The 19337-nt window shown below is 32.6% G+C and carries 20 protein-coding genes and 1 tRNA gene; 15 read left to right on the top strand and 6 right to left on the bottom strand.

Annotated elements, in window-relative coordinates:
* Positions 1-36: 36 nt before the first annotated feature.
* On the top strand, positions 37-1260 hold the full coding sequence (locus LX78_RS01100) for a M28 family peptidase (protein ID WP_109680792.1): 1224 nt from the start codon (positions 37-39) through the stop codon (positions 1258-1260).
* 3 nt (positions 1261-1263) lie between these two features.
* On the top strand, positions 1264-2256 hold the full coding sequence (dusB, locus tag LX78_RS01095) for a tRNA dihydrouridine synthase DusB (RefSeq protein ID WP_109680791.1): 993 nt from the start codon (positions 1264-1266) through the stop codon (positions 2254-2256).
* On the opposite strand, the gene LX78_RS01090 is transcribed toward dusB, so the two are convergent.
* Complete coding sequence (locus LX78_RS01090; RefSeq protein ID WP_109680790.1) at positions 2253-3458, bottom strand: ABC transporter permease; 1206 nt, start codon at positions 3456-3458, stop codon at positions 2253-2255. The genes dusB and LX78_RS01090 overlap by 4 nt on opposite strands.
* A complete protein-coding gene (gene rbfA / locus LX78_RS01085) occupies positions 3459-3860 on the bottom strand; it encodes a 30S ribosome-binding factor RbfA (protein ID WP_109680789.1) in 402 nt (133 codons plus the stop codon). It lies immediately after the preceding gene.
* A 116-nt stretch (positions 3861-3976) separates the two neighbouring features.
* Here rbfA and mce point away from each other — a divergent pair, with 116 nt between their 5' ends.
* The 3 genes from mce (at position 3977) to LX78_RS01070 (ending at position 5067) form a co-directional block, all read left to right on the top strand.
* Positions 3977-4381 carry a methylmalonyl-CoA epimerase gene (gene mce / locus LX78_RS01080; protein ID WP_109680788.1) on the top strand — a complete coding sequence of 135 codons (405 nt, stop codon included), beginning with the start codon at positions 3977-3979 and terminating at the stop codon, positions 4379-4381.
* Between the two features lie 47 nt (positions 4382-4428).
* A tRNA-Ile gene (locus LX78_RS01075) sits at positions 4429-4502 on the top strand.
* Between the two features lie 376 nt (positions 4503-4878).
* The gene (locus LX78_RS01070) at positions 4879-5067 is read left to right on the top strand and encodes a hypothetical protein (protein ID WP_109680787.1); all 189 of its coding nucleotides are present in this window, start codon (positions 4879-4881) and stop codon (positions 5065-5067) included.
* Here LX78_RS01070 and LX78_RS01065 read toward each other — a convergent pair.
* Complete coding sequence (locus LX78_RS01065; RefSeq protein ID WP_109680786.1) at positions 5064-5651, bottom strand: riboflavin synthase; 588 nt, start codon at positions 5649-5651, stop codon at positions 5064-5066. The genes LX78_RS01070 and LX78_RS01065 overlap by 4 nt on opposite strands.
* A 63-nt stretch (positions 5652-5714) precedes the next feature.
* Between LX78_RS01065 and pdxA the strand changes: the two genes are divergently transcribed.
* The 6 genes from pdxA to accC all read left to right on the top strand — a co-directional run bounded on the left by pdxA (position 5715) and on the right by accC (position 10738).
* Entirely contained in the window at positions 5715-6761 is a 1047-nt protein-coding gene (gene pdxA / locus LX78_RS01060) for a 4-hydroxythreonine-4-phosphate dehydrogenase PdxA (RefSeq protein WP_109680785.1), read from the top strand.
* A 73-nt stretch (positions 6762-6834) separates the two neighbouring features.
* Positions 6835-7374: a YceD family protein gene (locus tag LX78_RS01055; protein ID WP_109681345.1), complete on the top strand. Its 540-nt coding sequence runs from the start codon at positions 6835-6837 to the stop codon at positions 7372-7374.
* Positions 7375-7383: 9 nt separating this feature from the next.
* Entirely contained in the window at positions 7384-7587 is a 204-nt protein-coding gene (gene rpmF, locus LX78_RS01050) for a 50S ribosomal protein L32 (protein WP_109308168.1), read from the top strand.
* Positions 7588-7768: 181 nt separating this feature from the next.
* Positions 7769-8764, top strand: coding sequence for a beta-ketoacyl-ACP synthase III (locus LX78_RS01045; protein WP_109680784.1), 996 nt, complete (start codon positions 7769-7771; stop codon positions 8762-8764).
* A 34-nt stretch (positions 8765-8798) separates the two neighbouring features.
* Positions 8799-9278, top strand: a complete 480-nt coding sequence (accB, locus tag LX78_RS01040; protein ID WP_109680783.1) for an acetyl-CoA carboxylase biotin carboxyl carrier protein — start codon at positions 8799-8801, stop codon at positions 9276-9278.
* Positions 9279-9385: 107 nt separating this feature from the next.
* Complete coding sequence (accC, locus tag LX78_RS01035) at positions 9386-10738, top strand: acetyl-CoA carboxylase biotin carboxylase subunit (RefSeq protein ID WP_109681344.1); 1353 nt, start codon at positions 9386-9388, stop codon at positions 10736-10738.
* 32 nt (positions 10739-10770) lie between these two features.
* On the opposite strand, the gene LX78_RS01030 is transcribed toward accC, so the two are convergent.
* Positions 10771-11289, bottom strand: coding sequence for a hypothetical protein (locus tag LX78_RS01030; RefSeq protein ID WP_146192533.1), 519 nt, complete (start codon positions 11287-11289; stop codon positions 10771-10773).
* A 109-nt stretch (positions 11290-11398) separates the two neighbouring features.
* Here LX78_RS01030 and LX78_RS01025 point away from each other — a divergent pair, with 109 nt between their 5' ends.
* The 4 genes from LX78_RS01025 to LX78_RS01010 all read left to right on the top strand — a co-directional run bounded on the left by LX78_RS01025 (position 11399) and on the right by LX78_RS01010 (position 16753).
* Positions 11399-14377: a zinc-dependent metalloprotease gene (locus LX78_RS01025; RefSeq protein ID WP_109680781.1), complete on the top strand. Its 2979-nt coding sequence runs from the start codon at positions 11399-11401 to the stop codon at positions 14375-14377.
* Between the two features lie 109 nt (positions 14378-14486).
* A complete protein-coding gene (locus tag LX78_RS01020) occupies positions 14487-15602 on the top strand; it encodes an NAD(P)/FAD-dependent oxidoreductase (protein WP_109680780.1) in 1116 nt (371 codons plus the stop codon).
* Position 15603: 1 nt separating this feature from the next.
* Positions 15604-16302, top strand: a complete 699-nt coding sequence (mtgA, locus tag LX78_RS01015; protein ID WP_109680779.1) for a monofunctional biosynthetic peptidoglycan transglycosylase — start codon at positions 15604-15606, stop codon at positions 16300-16302.
* 1 nt (position 16303) lies between these two features.
* A complete protein-coding gene (locus LX78_RS01010) occupies positions 16304-16753 on the top strand; it encodes a GreA/GreB family elongation factor (protein ID WP_109680778.1) in 450 nt (149 codons plus the stop codon).
* On the opposite strand, the gene LX78_RS01005 is transcribed toward LX78_RS01010, so the two are convergent.
* Both LX78_RS01005 and amaB read right to left on the bottom strand, forming a co-directional pair.
* Positions 16731-17651 (bottom strand): ABC transporter ATP-binding protein, encoded by a 921-nt coding sequence (locus LX78_RS01005; protein ID WP_109680777.1) that lies wholly within the window; start codon positions 17649-17651, stop codon positions 16731-16733. The genes LX78_RS01010 and LX78_RS01005 overlap by 23 nt on opposite strands.
* An 84-nt stretch (positions 17652-17735) precedes the next feature.
* Positions 17736-19289, bottom strand: a complete 1554-nt coding sequence (amaB, locus tag LX78_RS01000) for an L-piperidine-6-carboxylate dehydrogenase (protein WP_109680776.1) — start codon at positions 19287-19289, stop codon at positions 17736-17738.
* Positions 19290-19337: the final 48 nt, after the last annotated feature.

Raw genomic sequence — 19337 nt, 5'->3', positions numbered from 1 at the left:
TTATTCCATAATTTTGCCAAAAATAAGATTAATAATATGAAGAAAATATCGTTACTAGTTCTTTTTATATCGTTTTTAGGGTGTAAACAAGAATATAAACATGAAAATAGAATAAAAGAAGATGTTACATTTCTTGCAGACGATAAACTAGAAGGTAGAGAAACAGGAACTAAAGGAGAGCAGGAAGCTGCAGCCTATCTAGTAGAACGTTTTAATGAAATGGGACTACAACCAAAAGGTACAAATGGTTTTTACCAAACTTTTAGCTTTAAGCCTAAAACCGAACCACATGCTGAAGTTAAATATGTAACTATTGCTGAAGATTCTACTATTACAGGAACAAACGTTCTGGCATATATAGATAATCAAGCCGAAAACACCATTATTATAGGAGCACATTACGATCATTTAGGTTTTGGAAGTGATGGTTCGTTACATAGAGGTGAAAAAGAGATTCATAATGGAGCAGACGATAACGCAAGTGGAGTAGCAGTGATGTTAGATTTAGCTGGAAAACTAAAATATGCTAACACGTCTAATAACTATTTGTTTATGGCTTTTTCTGGTGAAGAAATGGGCTTATTAGGTTCTAATTATTTTACTAAAAATGCTACTTTAGATTTAAGTAAAGCCAATTACATGATTAATATGGACATGGTTGGACGTTTAAAGCAAGATAGCACTTTAGCTGTTTATGGCGTTGGAACATCACCACGTTGGAAACAAACACTATCTGCTACAAATCCTGGTTTTAAATTGGTAGAACAAGAATCAGGTGTTGGACCAAGTGACCACACGTCTTTTTATTTACAAGACATTCCTGTGTTACACTTTTTTACTGGTCAACATGATGATTACCACAAACCTGGAGACGATACAGAAAAGCTGAATTATGAAGGTATGGATGCTATTTCAAACTATATTTTTGATATCATAACAGAACTAGATAAAAGTGGAAAGCTAGCTTTTAGAAAAACGAAGAATGAAAGCGAAGAAACACCACGTTTTAAGGTTGGTTTAGGTGTTGTTCCAGATTATTTATTTGATGGTGAAGGTATGCGAGTTGATGGCATAAGCGAAGACAAACCAGCGCAAAAAGCAGGTTTGCAAAAAGGAGATATTGTTGTTAAACTTGGAGATAGTACAATTGTTGACATGATGAGTTATATGAGAGCATTATCTGTTTTCAAGGCTGGAGATTCTACTCAAGTTGTGGTTAAAAGAAACGGAAAAGATATTCAAGCAAACATCAACTTTTAAGATTTGGTAAAAATAGGTAACATAGAACTTCCAGATTTTCCATTGCTTTTAGCTCCAATGGAAGATGTTAGCGATCCTCCTTTTCGCGCTTTGTGCAAGGAACAAGGTGCAGATGTGGTTTACACAGAATTTATTTCTAGTGAAGGCTTGATTCGTGATGCTGCAAAAAGCGTCATGAAACTGGATATCTATGAAAAAGAACGTCCAGTTGGAATTCAAATTTTTGGAGCTAATTTAGAAAGCATGCTTCAAACCATTGATATTGTTGAAAAGTCGAATCCAGACATTATCGATATCAATTTTGGGTGTCCAGTAAAAAAGGTAGTTAGTAAAGGAGCAGGAGCAGGTATTTTAAAAGATGTTTGCTTAATGGAGCAACTAACTGCAGAAATGGTAAAACGCACCAATTTGCCAGTTACAGTAAAAACCCGTTTAGGCTGGGATCACGATTCTATTAGAATTGTTGAGGTAGCCGAAAGACTTCAAGATGTTGGTTGTGCTGCAATTTCAATCCATGGGAGAACTCGAGCACAAATGTATAAAGGTGAAGCCGATTGGAAACCTATTGCAGAAGTAAAAAATAACCCAAGAATGCATATTCCTGTGTTTGGAAATGGAGACGTAGATTCTCCAGAACGTGCTATGGAAATGAGAGACGTATATGGTCTAGATGGCTGTATGATTGGTCGTGCAACTATTGGAAATCCTTGGTTTTTTAAGCAAGTAAAACACTTTTTTAAAACAGGAGAACACTTAAAACCTGTAACGTTAGAAGAACGTGTGGATGCTGCTAGACGTCATCTACAAATGGCAATCGATTGGAAAGGGGAAACCCTTGGTGTGTTTGAAACCAGAAGACATTACACAAATTATTTTAAAGGCATTCCAAACTTTAAGGAATATAGAATGAAAATGGTAACAAGCGACGAATCTAAAGATGTATTTGCAGCCTTTGATGAGGTTTTAGATGTTTTTTCAGATTATGAGTTTGTTTAATTTTCTACTAGATTTTTAGAAATCCTTACCGAAGCTATTTTTGAAGCGATAATACCTAAAACAGAAATAGTAACAAACACAATTATTAGGTTTTCGGCTTTTAAAGTCACAGGATATGGTAGAGATTGTGTAATCATAATCAAAGAAAACGTTTTTTGTAACCAAACGATTAGGCAACCCAAAACCAAACCAATCAACCCTCCAACAATAGACATTAAACTCCCTTGAAGAAAGAAAATTTTCCGAATATTTTGTATGGTTGCTCCAAGGTTGAAAAGCGTTTTTAAGGTATTTTTTTTATCCAGAATCATCATAATAATGGAGCCAATTACATTAAACAAAGCTATAATTAATACAAGTGTAAAGATTAAATAGACAGCTAAATTTTCTGTGTTGAGCATTTTGTAAAGTGCATCGTTTAATTGAGCACTATTTTTCAAAGTTATTTTTTCTCCTAGAACAGACGTAATTTCTTTTCTGGCTTGTTCTTCCGTAGCGTTTTCTTTCAGCTTAAATTCAATAGCAGAGACTTCATTTTCTTTGTAGTTTAGAAGTGCTCTTGCCATATCAAAAGGAGCATAAATGTACTTATCGTTTAAGTTTTCATTCACATCAAAAACACCAACATTAACAGCATCAAAAGTGTTGAAAGCTTGTTTTACTGACGTTATTTGCCCTTTTCCTGGTTTAGGCACATAAATATTTACACGCTTTCCATAATCTAAAACACCAAAAGAAAGCGTATTTGCAATTCCCCATCCGGAAACTATCTGGTTTGTTTTTTGAGTAATCCAGCTTCCCAAAACAACTACAGAATCTATAGCATTTACAATTTCAAAATTCTCGTCAACACCTTTAATATAGCCATTTGGATAGCTTTTGTCTTCAAATGTAATAAAGACACGTTCTTCAATTATTTTAGAATAGAATGCGACAGTTTCCAAATTATTCAATTTAGAAAACTCATCTTCAGAAATTAAAAAAGATTTACCCACTGATGCTTCAGCTTTTAAATCTGGATCTATAATAGAAGTAAATTGAAGTGTAAAATCTTTTAAACCCGCAAAACCTGAAAGCACTATAAATAGTGATGCTGAACCTAAAACAACTCCAATTGCAGCAATAATGGTAATAAAATTAATAGCGTTGTTAGAGCTTTTAGAAAGCAAATAACGTTTAGCTATGTAGAGCGAAAAATTCAATTACGATTTTTTACGTTTTCCTAAGAGATCTGGATCGTTAATAGGATTGTCTTCGCCTTTTAAAGACTTGTCAATTTTATCGATATATTCTAGAGAATCATCAATAAAAAACTGAAGTGCAGGCATACGTCTCAATTGATGTTTGGTGCGTTGCGCCAATTCATGTTTAATTAAAGGCGCATTGGATTTGATACCTTCAATAAGTTCTTTTCCTTTACCATTTGGGAAAATGCTCAAATAAACCTTTGCAACAGACAGATCCACAGTTACTTTTACTTTAGAAACCGAAATAAGAATACCTTTCATACCACCTTGCGTTGCAGCACCTTGAAGCACTTCAACCAAATCTCTTTGTAAAACTGAACCTATTTTTTTTTGTCTTTGACTTTCCTCTTCCACGATCTTAACTTTTATTATAAAAAACCATTATGGGTTTTCATGATGCAAAAATAACGATATTTAAAGATTATATTACTTTTGATGTCAAAATTCGTAACTTACTATTAAAGAATTAATAAATGAATAAAATAGAACATATAGGAATTGCAGTAAAAAACCTTGAAGAATCTAACAAATTGTTTTCGAAGTTATTTGGCAAACCACACTATAAAACAGAAGAAGTAGATAGCGAAGGTGTAAACACCTCGTTTTTTAAAGTAGGAGAAAATAAAGTTGAATTATTGGAAGCCACAAAACCAGATAGTCCAATTGCAAAGTTTATTGAGAAAAAAGGCGAAGGGATTCATCATATAGCATTTGATGTTACAGATATTGAAGCAGAAATAACCAGATTAAAAGATGAAGGGTTTATTATTTTAAACGAAACACCAAAAAAAGGAGCAGATAATAAACTGGTAGCTTTTTTGCATCCAAAATCTACAAATGGCGTTCTAATTGAATTATGCCAAGAGATAAAGGAATAAAATGCTTGTAGAGTTTTAAAAATAATATTAGCTTTGCACCCAATTTTGGTCCCATAGCTCAGTTGGTTAGAGCACCTGACTCATAATCAGGTGGTCCTTGGTTCGAGCCCAAGTGGGACCACTAGTAAAATCAAGCCTTACAGAGACGTAAGGCTTTTTTATTTTGTTTGGGTCGAACATAGGTTGAACAATTTTATTTATGTCAAGAAATATATAGTTGTGTCTTTACCGTTCTATTAGAGCCTTAAATAAGCTTTTTTTTCATATTTGATTGATAAAAGGCCACTACAGAGGGTTTACAATATAATCTAATACATTAAGTTACAATTTAATAAAACAAAAATGTTTTATTTATTATAAAAAAGTATATATTTGAATTATTAAAATTATGTTAACACAATCCTTTTGTGCATTTCAACGATGTTTTTTGCACTTAAAGGATATTTTTTGTCTAAATTATTTTGATAAGTCGCTTTTTTTTATACATTTACAGCCGAATGAAGATACAAAACAAAAAAATGGTTGCCTCAGTCTTATTAGTATTAATAAGTTTTGTATGTGTTGCTCAATCTACACCACCACCACCGATGCCACCACCACCACCAGGACTTCCAATTGATGGAGGAATAATTGCTGGGATATTTATTGGTATTGTTATAGGTGTAAAAAAATTATTAAAGCGTTAATTTAAACTCATTAAGCGAGTTACATATTTTCCAATAACATCAAATTCTAAGTTTACTTCAGTTCCTTTTTTAAAGTCTTTAAAGTTAGTATGTAAGTAGGTATAAGGAATTATAGCTACACTAAATTGGTCTTTTTTAGAATCTACAACTGTTAAACTAACACCATTAACAGTAACAGACCCTTTTTCAATGGTTATATTATTTAAGCTTGAATCGTATTGAAAAGTAAATTTCCAACTACCCTGTTCGTTAACAATGTTTGTGCATATAGCAGTTTGATCGACATGCCCTTGAACAATATGTCCATCTAAACGATCTCCAAGCTTCATGGCTCGTTCAAGATTTATTGAATCATTTATTTTTAAAAGGCTTAGGTTGGTTTTACCAAGGGTTTCTTCAATTGCAGTTACAGTATATTTATCTCCTTTAATATCTATAACTGTTAAACAAACACCATTATGAGCAATGCTTTGGTCAATTTTTAGTTCATTTGTAAAATTACTTTCAATAGTAATATGAAGGTTATTTTGTTCTTTTTTTAAATCTTTTACTACACCAACACTTTCAATGATTCCTGTAAACATATTATGTCGAATATTTGGTTAAATTTGCAAGTGTAAAATTACAAACAAAAGTTATCTTATTTAATGAAGAACGAAGAAAATATAATAGTTGGAATATCTATAGGAGACTTAAATGGTATTGGTGGAGAAGTGGTTTTAAAAACTTTCGAGGACATTAGAATGCTTGAATTTTGCACGCCAGTCATATTTGCATCTGTTAAAACCATAAGTTTTTTAAATAAACATTTTGATTTTAATTTGAATTTTAATGGAATAAACAATTTCAATCAACTTATACATGGTAAGATAAATGTATTTAATGTTTGGAACGACAAATTCAATATTGAATTTGGAAAAGAAGATCTAATAATTGGCGAATATGCTATTAAATCACTTCAAGCAGCAACAAAAGCTTTGAAAGAAAATAATATTGATGTATTGGTAACAGCTCCAATTAATAAACACAACATACAATCTGAAGCATTTAATTTTCCAGGACACACAGATTATTTAGCAAAAGAGCTTGAAGGAAAAAGTTTAATGTTTATGGTGTCTGATGATTTAAGAATTGGTTTACTTACGGATCATGTTCCAGTTAAAGACATTTCAAGCCATATTACCAATAATTTAATTAAAGAGAAATTAGACATAATTTACCAATCTCTTGAAAAAGATTTTAAAATAAGAAAGCCCAAAGTGGCAGTTTTAGGAATCAATCCTCATACAGGAGATAATGGTGTTATTGGAAAAGAAGACGACGAAGTTTTAAGACCAACATTAAGCGAGATTAGAGATAAAGGCAGATTAGTATATGGTCCTTACGCAGCAGATAGTTTTTTTGGTTCTAAAAATTATAAAAATTTCGATGCTGTTATTGCAGCTTATCATGATCAAGGATTAATACCTTTTAAAACACTTGCCTTTGGGAAAGGTGTTAATTTTACGGCTGGATTAAACAGAGTTAGAACCTCTCCAGATCATGGCACAGCCTTTGAAATTGCTGGCAAAGGCGAAGCAGATGAAAGCTCTTTTAAGGAAGCCGTGTTCACTGCTATTCAGATATTTAAAAACAGAAATGAGTATGAAAATCTGAATCAAAATCCACTAAAAACAAGACCTAAAAAGATATAAACAAAAAATGTTTATAAGTTGTATTATCTAAATAATATTTTACTATATTTGCATGCTCAAATTAGATGTGATGATGAAGCACTTGAAAGAGTTTACAATTCCATTTGTAGGGCTAAAATTAGGAAAGCATCATTTTAAGTATCAAATTGATAAAACGTTCTTTGAACATTTTGAGTATGAGGAGTTTAATGATACTTCGATTAATGTGGGTCTTTCATTAAATAAAAAGACAACTTTACTTGAATTAGATTTCGACATTTCTGGAACAGTAAATATCAATTGCGACTTAACAAATGAGGCTTACAATCAGGAAATTTCAAACCAATTTAATTTAGTTGTAAATTTTGGTGAAGAATTTAATGATGAAGAAATTGATTTATTAATTATTCCACATGGAGAATATGAAATAAATATTCAACAATATATTTACGAATTAATTGTTCTTGCTGTCCCAACAAAAAGAATTCATCCTGGAGTAAAAGACGGAACATTAAATTCAGACATACTTAAAAAATTAGAAGAATTAAGCCCAAAGCTTAAAGAAAATAAAGAAACTGAAGAGGAAACAGATCCTCGTTGGAATACATTAAAGAAACTATTAACGGATAAATAAAAATAGAAAATGGCACATCCTAAAAGAAAAATCTCTAAACAAAGAAGAGACAAAAGAAGAACACACTATAAAGCAACAGCTCCACAAATTGCTACGTGTCCTACAACAGGAGAAGCACACTTATACCACAGAGCTCATTGGCACGAAGGTAAGTTATATTATAGAGGACAAGTTCTTATAGATAACTCAGAAGTAGAAGAAAACTTAGCATAAGTATTATGCATGCATATAATAAAACGCTCACTTGTGAGCGTTTTTTTTGTTTTAAATTTTTATAGAAGTCAAAAACGACTTAATTTGCATTAAATTAGACCAAAATGAATTGTTTTTTATACATTTCATGATTATTTGATTGAATTTGCAATATTTTTAGGTCAAATTAACTTTATAGATTATGAGTAAAATCTCAGCAGCAATTACAGCTGTAGGTGGTTATGTGCCAGAATATGTATTAACTAATAAAATGTTAGAAGACATGGTTGATACAAATGATGAATGGATTACTACACGAACAGGAATTAAAGAAAGAAGAATTCTTAAAGAAGAAGGCAAAGGCACATCTTATTTAGCAATTAAAGCTGCTCAAAACCTCATTGATAAAAGTGGTATCGACCCTTTAGAAATTGAGTTGGTTATTGTTGCTACAGCTACACCAGACATGAAGGCAGCACCAACATCTGCCTATACAGCTACACAAATTGGAGCTAAAAATGCTTTTTCATTCGATTTAGAAGCTGCATGCTCAAGTTTTTTATATGGCATGTCTGTTGCTTCTAAATATATTGAATCAGGAAAGTATAAGAAAGTCCTGTTAATTGGAGCTGACAAAAACTCGTCAATGATTAATTATGAAGACAGAGCAACTTGTATCATATTTGGAGATGGAGGAGGAGCTGTACTTTTCGAACCAAACCAAGAAGGATTAGGTCTACAAGATGAGTTTTTAAGAAGTGATGGTATAGGAAGAGACTTTTTACAAGCAAAATATGGTGGATCTTCTTATCCTTCGACACCTGAAGCTATAAAAAATCATGAACATCAAGTGTTTCAAGATGGTAAAACGGTATTTAAAAATGCCGTATTTAACATGGCAGATGTAGCAGTAAAAATATTAGAAAGAAACAAACTAACAGTAAATGATGTTTCTTGGTTAGTTGCTCACCAAGCAAACAAACGAATTATTGACGCAACAGCGAATAGAATAGAATTAGAGGAAGAAAAAGTAATGATGAATATTCAAAAATATGGAAATACCACATCAGCAACACTTCCTTTATTATTATGCGATTACGAATCTAAACTTAAAAAAGGCGATAATTTAATTTTTGCGGCTTTTGGAGGTGGATTTACTTGGGGCTCTATTTATTTAAAATGGGCTTATAACTCCTAACTAACTACTAAATAAAATTTTAATATCTAAAATTATGGATTTAAAGGACATTCAAAACTTAATTAAATTTGTTGCTAAATCTGGCGCAAGTGAGGTTAAATTAGAAACAGAAGATGTAAAAATCACCATCAAAACAGGAACTGGAGATAAACCAGAAACTACAACTTATGTGCAACAAATTCCTGTTAATGCACCAATGACTCAAGCTCCTGCCCAAACAGCACAGCCAGTAGCCGAAGCGCCTGCAGCAGCAAGTGCAGATGAAGATTCTAAGTATATTACAATAAAATCTCCAATTATAGGAACATTATATCGTAAGCCATCTCCAGACAAGCCAGTTTTTGTTGAAGTTGGTCAATCTATAAAAGAAGGAGATGTATTATGTATTATTGAAGCAATGAAACTATTTAACGAAATAGAATCTGAAGTTTCTGGAAAAATAGTAAAAGTTTTAGTTGACGATTCTTCACCTGTAGAATTCGATCAACCATTATTTTTAGTTGATCCGTCATAACAATTTAAAAATTCCAATACGCAAATCTCAAATTCCAATATTTGGAAATTTGCCTGCCAGTTGGCAGAAAGGGAGTTTGGAATTTGAAATTTTTAAAACTTAAAGTTATGTTTAAAAAAATACTAGTTGCCAATAGAGGAGAAATAGCACTTCGTGTTATTAGAACCTGTAAAGAAATGGGCATAAAAACGGTAGCCATTTATTCAACAGCAGATGCAGAAAGCTTACATGTTAAGTTTGCAGACGAAGCTGTTTGTATTGGACCACCACCAAGTAACTTGTCTTATTTGAAAATGTCGAATGTTATTGCAGCAGCCGAAATTACAAATGCAGATGCCATTCATCCAGGTTACGGATTCTTATCTGAAAACGCTAAATTTTCAAAAATTTGCGAAGAACATAAAATTAAATTCATTGGAGCTTCAGCCGAAATGATTAATCGAATGGGAGATAAAGCTTCAGCTAAAGCGACTATGAAAGCAGCTGGAGTACCTTGTGTTCCAGGAAGCGAGGGCATTATTGAAAGCTTTGAAGAATGCGAAAAAATAGCTAAAGAAACCGGTTATCCTGTGATGCTTAAAGCAACTGCAGGAGGTGGTGGAAAAGGAATGAGAGCTGTTTGGAAACCAGAAAAACTAAAAGATGCTTGGGATTCTGCTAGACAAGAATCTAAGGCTGCTTTTGGTAACGACGATATGTATATGGAAAAACTTATTGAAGAGCCTAGACATATCGAAATTCAAATTGTAGGTGATTCTAATGGAAAGGCTTGTCATCTCTCAGAAAGAGACTGTTCTGTTCAAAGAAGACACCAAAAATTAACCGAAGAAGTACCATCTCCATTCATGACAACTGCTTTGCGTAAAAAAATGGGAGACGCTGCAGTAAAAGCAGCCGAATTTATTAAATACGAAGGTGCTGGAACTGTAGAATTTCTTGTGGATAAACACAGAAATTTCTACTTTATGGAAATGAATACACGTATTCAGGTAGAGCACCCAATTACTGAACAAGTAATCGATTTCGATTTAATACGTGAACAAATTCTTGTAGCTGCTGGAGTACCAATCTCTGGAAAAAATTACACACCGAATTTACATTCTATTGAGTGTCGAATTAATGCTGAAGATCCGTTTAACGATTTTCGTCCATCTCCTGGAAAAATAACAACGCTTCATGCGCCTGGAGGACATGGAGTACGTTTAGACACACATGTGTATGCAGGATATACTATTCCACCAAATTACGATTCTATGATAGCGAAGCTAATAACCACAGCTCAAACTCGTATAGAAGCTATCAATAAAATGAAACGAGCATTAGATGAATTCGTGATTGAAGGTATTAAAACAACCATCCCTTTTCATAGACAATTAATGGATCATCCAGATTATTTAGCTGGAAACTATACCACGAAATTTATGGAAGATTTTGTAATACAAAAACCAACAGAAGATTAAATTTAAAACTCCGAAATTGTTTTCGGAGTTTTTTATAGAGTTTCTTGAAACATAGTTATTATCTGTGGAATTTCATTTACTTTAAAGTTTAACTTATATGTTTTGGCGCCTTTATTATTAGTTGAGATTTTAAGTGAGCCTTCTTTTACAAGATAATAACCAGTTGCACCTCTACAAAAACAAAGTCTACCAAATAACACTTTAGCTTCACTAAGGGTTTCGTCTTTCAGGATAATTTCATTTATGTTAGATTCTATTTCAGCATAAATAATTTCAGAATAACTACTATCTGCTGTATTAGGAATTTCATTTCGTTTGTATTCAAACTTAATGACCGTTTTTTTTCCATCTGAAAGCTCAGGATACAATTCACCAAAACCATCTTTTTTAATAGTTAAAACTTTATTTTGAAGTACTTTAAATGTACAAATGCCATCTTCAGGGCAATTTGTAGAAGCAATAGTTTTATCTTGTATATTGGATGATGCTGTTTTATTTGAATGACAAGCTAAAACAACTAAAGAGACAAAAATTACAAATAAATACTTCATAATAAATGGTTTATAAACAAATGTATTATAATTAAAATCATTTATCATATTGTTGTAAATATTAAATATATCGTCATAACTTTAGAGTTATTAATTAAAAACTTTCCTAATGAAAAAAAACTATTCTAAAAACGCATTTATTTTGTGCGTAGTTTTATTGATTTCAGCTGTTGGATTTTCACAAAACAAAAGTTCATTTTGGAGCCAAGATGACTCTAAAAAAGTAATGAAAAAAGACGTTGTATTTGTAAAATCATTACCTCAAAAATCAACTATTTTAAATTTAGATTTAGAAGGCTTAACAAATGCTTTAATAAACACTCCAAAAAGAGAAAACTTTAACCGACAATCTGATATTGTTGTTAGTTTTCCTAATGCTGAAGGTGTCTTTGAATCTTTCAGAATTAAAGAGGCTTCAGTTATGACACCAGAATTGCAAGAACAATTTCCAAACATTAGGTCTTATGTAGGACAAGGAATAGACAATCCAACATCTATTGTAAGATTTAGTATATCTCCTGAAAAAGGATTGAGCAGTATGGTTCTTTCAGACAAGAAAACGGTTTTTATTGAACCTTATTCTGCAGATTTAAAAACATATATTTCATTTGTAAATTCAGAATCTGATTCACGGAGGGATGATTTTGTATGTGAAACAGAATATATAAAACAAGAATATAATATTTCTGATGAAGAATTTAAAACCCTTAGAAATGCAGATGATGGACAATTAAGAACTTACCGATTAGCATTGGCATGTACAGTCGAGTATGCACTATTTCATGGTGGTACATTATCTGGAGTTATGGGAGCTATGAATGCAAGTATGACTCGTGTAAATGGTGTTTACGAAAGAGATTTATCTCTTACTATGGTAATGGTGCCTAATTCTAGTATTATTTTCTTAGGACCAGATGTGAATTCAGACCCATATACTAATAATAGTGGAGGAACAATGTTAGGTGAAAACCAAACGACATGTGATAATAATATTGGTTCAGCCAATTACGATATTGGTCATGTATTTAGCACTGGAGGTGGAGGAGTTGCATACTTAAACTCTCCTTGTACAACTTTTAAAGCAGGAGGCGTTACAGGTTCTGGATCACCAGTTGGAGATACATTTGATATTGATTATGTGGCACACGAAATGGGACACCAATTTGGAGGGAACCATACCCAAAATAATAGTTGTAATAGATCGTCTGTTTCAGTAGAACCTGGAAGTGCTTCAACTATTATGGGTTATGCTGGAATTTGCGCGCCGAATGTTCAAAACAATAGTGATGCTTATTTTAACGGAGATAATATAAAAGAAATGTGGTTAAACATTTCAGTTGGAAACAGTAGTACTTGCGATGTTCCAACACCATCTGGAAACATAGCTCCTACAGCTGATGCAGGACCAGATTATTCTATTCCAAAATCGACTGCTTTTGTTTTAAAAGGAACTGCAACAGACAATAATCCAGCAGATGTATTAACATATTGCTGGGAACAAAGCGACGAAGCTCCTGCAACTATGCCTCCAGTTTCAACATCTACTGTTGGACCAGCTTTTAGATCGTTAACGCCAACTACTTCGCCAGACAGATACATGCCTGCATTTAATACAGTGCTTTCAGGTTCTTTAGCTTCTACTTGGGAAGTTGTACCCTCAGTTGGGAGAACTATGGATTTTTTATTAACGGTTAGAGATAATTATGCTGGAGGAGGAAACTCAGCATCAGATAATGTAATTGTTACTGTTATGGATGTGACACCTTTTACAGTTTCTACACCTCCAACTTGGGGACAAAATACAACTCAAACAGTTAATTGGGCTCTTGGTCAATCTAATGTAGTACCAATTAACTGCCAAACCGTAAATATCTTGTTTGCAGCAAATGGAGTTGATTTTGATACCACTCTAGCTTCAGGAGTTCCAAATACAGGTTCAGCAAGTATTACAGTTCCAAATATTGCAAATTCAACTTCTGCAAAAATTTTGGTGGAAGCTGCAGATAATATTTTTTATGCTGTTTCTAATGCATTTAGTATAAATAGTAGTGCAGATTTTAGTATTAGTAATACATCTGGAGATCAATCAGCATGTAATATAAATTCAGTGATGTATGAATTTAATTATGTTACTTCTAACGGTTTTTCTGAAACAACTACTTTTTCTGCAACAGGAGATCCAGCAGGTGCAAATGTTACTTTTACACCTACTGAATTAAGCGACGATGGTACTTTTACAATGACTGTTGACAATTTATTAGCTGCAGCAACCGGAGATTATGTTATAACAGTTACTGGGTCAGCAACTTCATTTGACAGAACAACTACAGTTAATTTGACTATTACAGATGGTGTTTGTGTTTCTGTTGCCAATACAGATTGGGATACAAGCACAGAAGGCGTAATAATTAATGATGGAACATCAGATGTTTTAAGTAATACAAACACTGGAAAACCATCTGGATATAGTGATTATACAAGTATGGTTACAGATGTAAATAGAAATGAAGATTATTCTCTAACTATTAATACAAATACTGATGGGCCTTATACTTGTACAACTGTTGTATGGGTAGACTGGAATCAGAATTGTAGTTTTAATGATCCAGGTGAAGTATACGAATTAGGTACTACTTTTAATGTTACAAATGGTCCAACTGCAAACTCACCATTAAGTATAACTATTCCAGTTGATGCTGCTTTAGGAAATACAACCATGCGTGTTACTACAAAATATTTAAATGATGGTGTTCCAACATCTTGTGAGAATGGCCATGATGCTGAAGTAGAAGATTATACTTTAAATGTATTGGCAGAACTTGGAGTAGGTGAATATTCATTAGATAACTTAAGTGTTTTCCCGAATCCTAACCAAGGAGAATTTACTATTAAATATAACGCAAACGATAGTGAAAATATAAGCATTCAAGTGTTTGATATTAGAGGACGTACTATTTTAACTAAAACTTATAAGAACACTGGAGAGTTTAATCAAACCATAAAGATGAATAATGCTCAAGCTGGTATGTATTTATTAAATATAAATGATGGCTCTAAAACGGTAATCAAAAAGATTATTGTAGAATAACTATTTAAAATATTGATTATAAAAAAAGGCTTCCTATTTAGGAAGCCTTTTTAATTTAAAATGGGTGATTATATATCTATAGTTAAAACAAAAGCATTAATTTAGATTTATGAATTTATCTTATTGGGAAATAAAATCGTGGCTAACCAATATAGACTATACCATTGTTGGCAGTGGTATTGTAGGGCTTAATTGTGCATTACAACTAAAACAGAAATTTCCGAAAGCAACCATACTTATTTTAGAAAAAGGGATGTTGCCACAAGGCGCAAGTACTAAAAATGCAGGATTTGCCTGTTTTGGAAGTTTAAGCGAAATTCTAGACGATTTAAAATCGCATTCAGAAGAAGACGTTGTTAATTTAATCAAAAAACGATTGGATGGGTTGTTACTTTTAAGACAAACCTTAACAGATCAAGCCATTTATTATCAACAATTGGGAGGTTACGAATTATTCACGAAAGAAGACACTCAATTTTTTGAAGCTTGTTTAGAAAAGAGAGAGGCTATAAACAGTCTTATAAAACCAATTTTTAATGATGATGTATTTCAGTTAAAAAAGAATGGTTTTGGTTTTAAAAATATACAAGATACTTATGTGTTTAATCCGTTTGAAGGACAAATAGACACAGGTAAAATGATGGAAACCTTGCTTCAAAAAGTACAATTCCTAGGTATAAAAATCTTAAATAATATAACGGTTGAAAGTTTTGAGGACACTTCAAAAGGTGTGCATGTAAAAACCAATCAGGTAGAGTTTGAATCCCAAAATCTCATTTTTACAACCAATGGTTTTGCATCCCAACATATTTCTGAAAAAGTAAAACCTGCAAGAGCTCAGGTTCTTATAACGAAACCCATTAAAAACCTTCATATTAAAGGCACGTTTCACTTAGATAAAGGCTATTATTATTTTAGGAATATTGACAATCGTATTTTGTTTGGAGGAGGTAGAAATTTAGATTTTAAAGCAGAAGAAACTACCCAATTAGAACAAACAGAACTCATTCAAAACAAACTAAAAGAACTTTTAAAAACGGTTATTTTGCCAGAAACTAATTTCGAAATTGATTATAGTTGGTCAGGTATCATGGGAGTTGGATCTAGTAAAAAACCCATTGTAAAACAATTGTCAGATCATATATATTGTGGCGTGAGACTTGGAGGAATGGGAGTTGCTATTGGAAGTTTGGTAGGTAAAGAAATAGTAGACCTAATCGAGTAAAATGATTAAAAAATTCTTCAAATTTATTTTTAAACTTATTGTTGGATTATTTATCCTTTCCATAGCGATGGTGTTTTTGTATAAATGGGTTCCAGTTCCTGCAACGCCATTAATGCTAATTAGAAGTGTAGAGAATTTTCAAGACAATAAATCCATGATTTGGAGACATGATTGGGTTTCTATCGATAAGATTTCAAAAAATTTACAATTAGCAGTTATTTGTAGTGAAGACCAGAATTTTTTAATACACAAGGGGTTCGATGTTAAAGCTATAGAGAAAGCTTATCAAGACAATAAAAAAGGAAAAGGCATAAAAGGCGCAAGTACCATTAGTCAGCAAACAGCAAAAAACGTGTTTTTATGGCCACAACGCAGTTGGTTTCGAAAAGGGTTGGAAGTGTATTTTACCTTTTTGATAGAAACAATTTGGAGTAAAGAACGCATCATGGAAGTCTATTTAAATAGCATAGAAATGGGGAATGGTATTTATGGAGCCGAAGCTGCAGCCTATTATTGGTATAAAAAGCCCGCTTCAAAATTATCACAATATGAAGCAGCTTCTATTGCAGCCATTTTACCAAATCCATTAAAATTTAAAGCAAAGCCTGCTTCAAATTACATTGAACGTAGAAAAATCTGGATTGTTAAACAAATGGGTTATTTTGGTAAGTTGGATTATAACAAAGTAAATAAAAAGTAAAATGGAACTCAAGCAAAAATTATACATGCAATGTGTTCAGTTTTGTAATAACAGACTTGATACAATAAGGACATCTATTGAAGAAATTCAAGAATCTTTAACATCTGAAACTAAGAGTTCTGCTGGAGATAAACATGAAACAGGAAGAGCCATGCTTCAATTAGAGCGTGAAAAAGCAGGCAATCAATTAGCTGAGACAGAAAAACTACAAGAATTGCTTTCTAAAATAGATGTTTCCAAAACCTCTAAAACAGTTTGTTTAGGAAGTCTTGTTTTTACAACTCAAGCAAATTATTTTATAGCTATAAGCTCTGGAGAAATAGTTGTAGAAAAGGAAAAATATTTTGCTATTTCGCCCAACACAGCTATTGGAAAATTGCTAATTGGTAAGGAGGCTGGAGATGTAATGACTTTTAGAGAAAATGAATTTAAGATAATTGAGATTTTATAAATAAGTAAATCTCTCTATTATTTTCAATAAACATTTTGTTTTCGATAAAAATTGTAGCACCATTTAAGTTGGCTTCAACCAAATAATAATGTCCTTTAAAGTAAGATTTTTTAACCGTAGCTTTTAAATTGGAATCTTCTACAATCTGTAATTGATGAGCATAAACAATCTTTCCATTTATCACATTAAAATCTCCAAAAAATGAAGCGATTAAAGGTGTTTTTGGATGGTTGAATAAATATTCTGGTGTGTTGTTTGCTACTATTTTATGGTTATGTAAAACTATCATCTTATCTGAATAAGGCAAAACATCTTCCTTATCATGAGAAGCAACAATACAGGTAATGTTTTTGGTTTTTAAGTAATTGAATAAATTACGCCTTAAACTTTGTTTTTTAAAATTATCAATATGACTAAAAGGTTCGTCCAGCAACAATATTTCTGGTTCATTAGCCAAAGCTCTTGCCAAAGCTACACGTTGTTTTTGCCCACCACTTAAGAGCTTCACTTTGGTGTTCGAAAAGGGAGTGAGTTCAACAACCTCCAAAAGTTCTTTTATACGAGTTTGTTTCTCTTCAGGAAAGAAATTTGAGAGATGCTTTCCAATATTTTCGGCTACAGAAATAAATGGCATTAAGTCGAATTCTTGAGCCACGTATTTCATAAAATCATAACCAACAACTAGGTTGTACTTAGGCCCAAGAATTTCAGAGTTTTTCCAAAATATTTGACCTTTGTTTGCGTCTAATTCACCATAAAGTAATTTTAGTAAGGTGCTTTTACCAGAACCACTTTCGCCAATTATAGATAGGTGTTCTCCAGCTTCAACAGAAAAACTAATGTCTTTTAAGACTGAAGTTTTTTTATAAGTAAATTCGATGTTTTTTACTTGAAGCATATCTGTTAAATTAGAATAAAAAATCCGTTTCAATTCCAGCGATTTGGAAGAAACGGATTTTTTTAAATGATTATAATTTATCTATTAAAGATCAAATTTAATTCCTTGCGCTAAAGGCAACTCATCTGAATAATTTATAGTATTTGTTTGTCTTCTCATATAAACTTTCCATGCATCAGATCCAGACTCACGCCCTCCACCTGTTTCTTTTTCACCACCAAATGCGCCACCAATTTCAGCACCAGAAGTACCAATATTTACGTTAGCTATACCACAATCAGAACCAGCAAATGATAAGAATTTTTCTGCTTCCTTCAAATCATTCGTCATAATGGATGAAGATAATCCTTGAGCAACACCATTTTGTTTTTCAATAGCATTTTCAACTTCTCCAGAATATTTCATTAAATATAAAATTGGAGCAAATGTTTCGTGTTGTACAATTTCAAAATGATTTTCAGCTTCAATAATTGCTGGTTTTACGTAGCATCCACTTTCATATCCTTCACCTTCTAAAACACCACCTTCAACTAAAACGTTTCCACCTTCAGCTTTTGCTTTTTCAATGGCAGCTAAATACGTGTTTACAGAATCTTTATCGATTAATGGCCCAATATGATTTCTTTCATCTAAAGGATTTCCAATAGTTAATTGTCCATAAGCACCAACAATAGCATCTCTTACTTTATCATAAACAGATTCGTGAATAATCAATCTTCTTGTAGACGTACAACGTTGTCCACAAGTTCCAACAGCTCCAAATACAGCACCAGGAACAACCACTTTTAAATCGGCAGTTGGTGTAATAATAATGGCGTTGTTACCACCTAATTCTAATAAAGATTTACCAAAACGTTCTGCAACTGTTTTCCCAACAATACGTCCCATTCTTGTAGATCCTGTAGCAGAAACTAAAGCAACTCTTGAATCGGTTGTCATCATTTCACCTACTTTGTAATCTCCATTAATGATACAAGAAATTCCTTCTGGTAAATTGTTTTCTTTTAGAATCTCTGCAATAATATTTTGACAAGCAATAGTGCACAGAGGTGCTTTTTCAGAACCTTTCCAAACACAAACATCACCACAAATCCAAGCTAAAGCTGTGTTCCAAGCCCAAACAGCCACAGGAAAGTTGAATGCCGAAATAATTCCAACAACACCTATTGGATGCCACTGTTCTCTCATGACATGTCCTGGACGTTCAGAAGGAATTGTTTGTCCGTTTAATTGTCTAGATAATCCAACTGCAAAATCACAGATGTCAATCATTTCTTGTACTTCTCCATATCCTTCTTGTAAAGATTTCCCCATTTCATAAGAAACCAATTTTCCTAGAGGTTCTTTTAAGTCTCTTAATTTGTTACCAAACTGACGTACAATTTCTCCACGTTGAGGTGCTGGCATGGTTCTCCAAGATAAGAATGCTGATGTTGCAGCATCCATTACTTTGTCGTAATCTGCTCTTGTTGTTGTCTTTACTTTTCCAATTAATTTCCCATCTACTGGAGAATAACTCTCTATAATGTCTCCATTAGAAAAGCTATTTGAACCTGTAGAAGTTCCTTCATTTATATCTTTAACTCCTAATTGTTTTAATGCTTTTTCTATTCCGAAATCGGTAGCTATGGCTTCCATATATGTTTGTTTTTTTACTAATTATTAAATTTAGTTGCAAAGATAGGA

This window comes from Xanthomarina spongicola, assembly GCF_003148645.1.
Taxonomy (GTDB): Bacteria; Bacteroidota; Bacteroidia; order Flavobacteriales; family Flavobacteriaceae; genus Xanthomarina; species Xanthomarina spongicola.
The sequence above is the reverse complement of the archived record's forward strand: the minus strand, read 5'-3'. Positions and strand labels throughout refer to the sequence as shown.

Excerpts from the sequence above, each read along its gene's own strand:
- LX78_RS01100 (WP_109680792.1), top strand. The coding sequence starts at position 37 with ATGAAGAAAATATCGTTACTAGTTCTTTTTATATCGTTTTTAGGGTGT.
- mce (WP_109680788.1), top strand. The coding sequence starts at position 3,977 with ATGAATAAAATAGAACATATAGGAATTGCAGTAAAAAACCTTGAAGAA.
- LX78_RS01070 (WP_109680787.1), top strand. The coding sequence starts at position 4,879 with ATGAAGATACAAAACAAAAAAATGGTTGCCTCAGTCTTATTAGTATTA.
- LX78_RS01065 (WP_109680786.1), bottom strand. The coding sequence starts at position 5,651 with ATGTTTACAGGAATCATTGAAAGTGTTGGTGTAGTAAAAGATTTAAAA.
- pdxA (WP_109680785.1), top strand. The coding sequence starts at position 5,715 with ATGAAGAACGAAGAAAATATAATAGTTGGAATATCTATAGGAGACTTA.
- LX78_RS01055 (WP_109681345.1), top strand. The coding sequence starts at position 6,835 with ATGAAGCACTTGAAAGAGTTTACAATTCCATTTGTAGGGCTAAAATTA.
- rpmF (WP_109308168.1), top strand. The coding sequence starts at position 7,384 with ATGGCACATCCTAAAAGAAAAATCTCTAAACAAAGAAGAGACAAAAGA.
- LX78_RS01045 (WP_109680784.1), top strand. The coding sequence starts at position 7,769 with ATGAGTAAAATCTCAGCAGCAATTACAGCTGTAGGTGGTTATGTGCCA.
- accB (WP_109680783.1), top strand. The coding sequence starts at position 8,799 with ATGGATTTAAAGGACATTCAAAACTTAATTAAATTTGTTGCTAAATCT.
- accC (WP_109681344.1), top strand. The coding sequence starts at position 9,386 with ATGTTTAAAAAAATACTAGTTGCCAATAGAGGAGAAATAGCACTTCGT.
- LX78_RS01030 (WP_146192533.1), bottom strand. The coding sequence starts at position 11,289 with ATGAAGTATTTATTTGTAATTTTTGTCTCTTTAGTTGTTTTAGCTTGT.
- LX78_RS01025 (WP_109680781.1), top strand. The coding sequence starts at position 11,399 with ATGAAAAAAAACTATTCTAAAAACGCATTTATTTTGTGCGTAGTTTTA.
- LX78_RS01020 (WP_109680780.1), top strand. The coding sequence starts at position 14,487 with ATGAATTTATCTTATTGGGAAATAAAATCGTGGCTAACCAATATAGAC.
- mtgA (WP_109680779.1), top strand. The coding sequence starts at position 15,604 with ATGATTAAAAAATTCTTCAAATTTATTTTTAAACTTATTGTTGGATTA.
- LX78_RS01010 (WP_109680778.1), top strand. The coding sequence starts at position 16,304 with ATGGAACTCAAGCAAAAATTATACATGCAATGTGTTCAGTTTTGTAAT.
- LX78_RS01005 (WP_109680777.1), bottom strand. The coding sequence starts at position 17,651 with ATGCTTCAAGTAAAAAACATCGAATTTACTTATAAAAAAACTTCAGTC.
- amaB (WP_109680776.1), bottom strand. The coding sequence starts at position 19,289 with ATGGAAGCCATAGCTACCGATTTCGGAATAGAAAAAGCATTAAAACAA.